The organism is Bacillus sp. SIMBA_026 (assembly GCF_046535335.1).
Classification (GTDB): domain Bacteria; phylum Bacillota; class Bacilli; order Bacillales; family Bacillaceae; genus Bacillus; species Bacillus velezensis.
The window spans coordinates 1-248 of sequence record NZ_JAWRWX010000380.1; the positions used below are offsets into that span (position 1 = coordinate 1).

Below are 248 nucleotides of genomic sequence, written 5' to 3' on the forward strand. Positions count from 1 at the left end.
TGGTCCCCGTCCGGTCAGCGGTAGTGCGGCGGCTAAGGATGAGCCCGAGGGCCAGCATTCCCACACCCAGCAGGAAGTGCAACCAATTGTCCGCAGAGTTCACGGGAACAAAGTTGGCGGCGGAATCATGATTGATCAACAGGCCGTAGATCCACAGAACCAAGTAGATGACCCCGCCTCCCACAAGGAAGTTCCTGGATTGTCCGGGTGTACCTGCCATCATCAGTCCGGCAATGCCGAAGAGGAGG

1 protein-coding gene is annotated in these 248 nt (G+C 58.5%); it reads right to left on the reverse strand.

Features of this window, described 5'->3' with window-relative positions:
- Positions 1 to 235, reverse strand: a 235-nt coding sequence (locus SB847_RS21890; RefSeq protein ID WP_410578827.1) for a DUF4383 domain-containing protein, incomplete at its 3' end; no start/stop codon positions are given.
- Positions 236 to 248 lie beyond the last annotated feature (13 nt).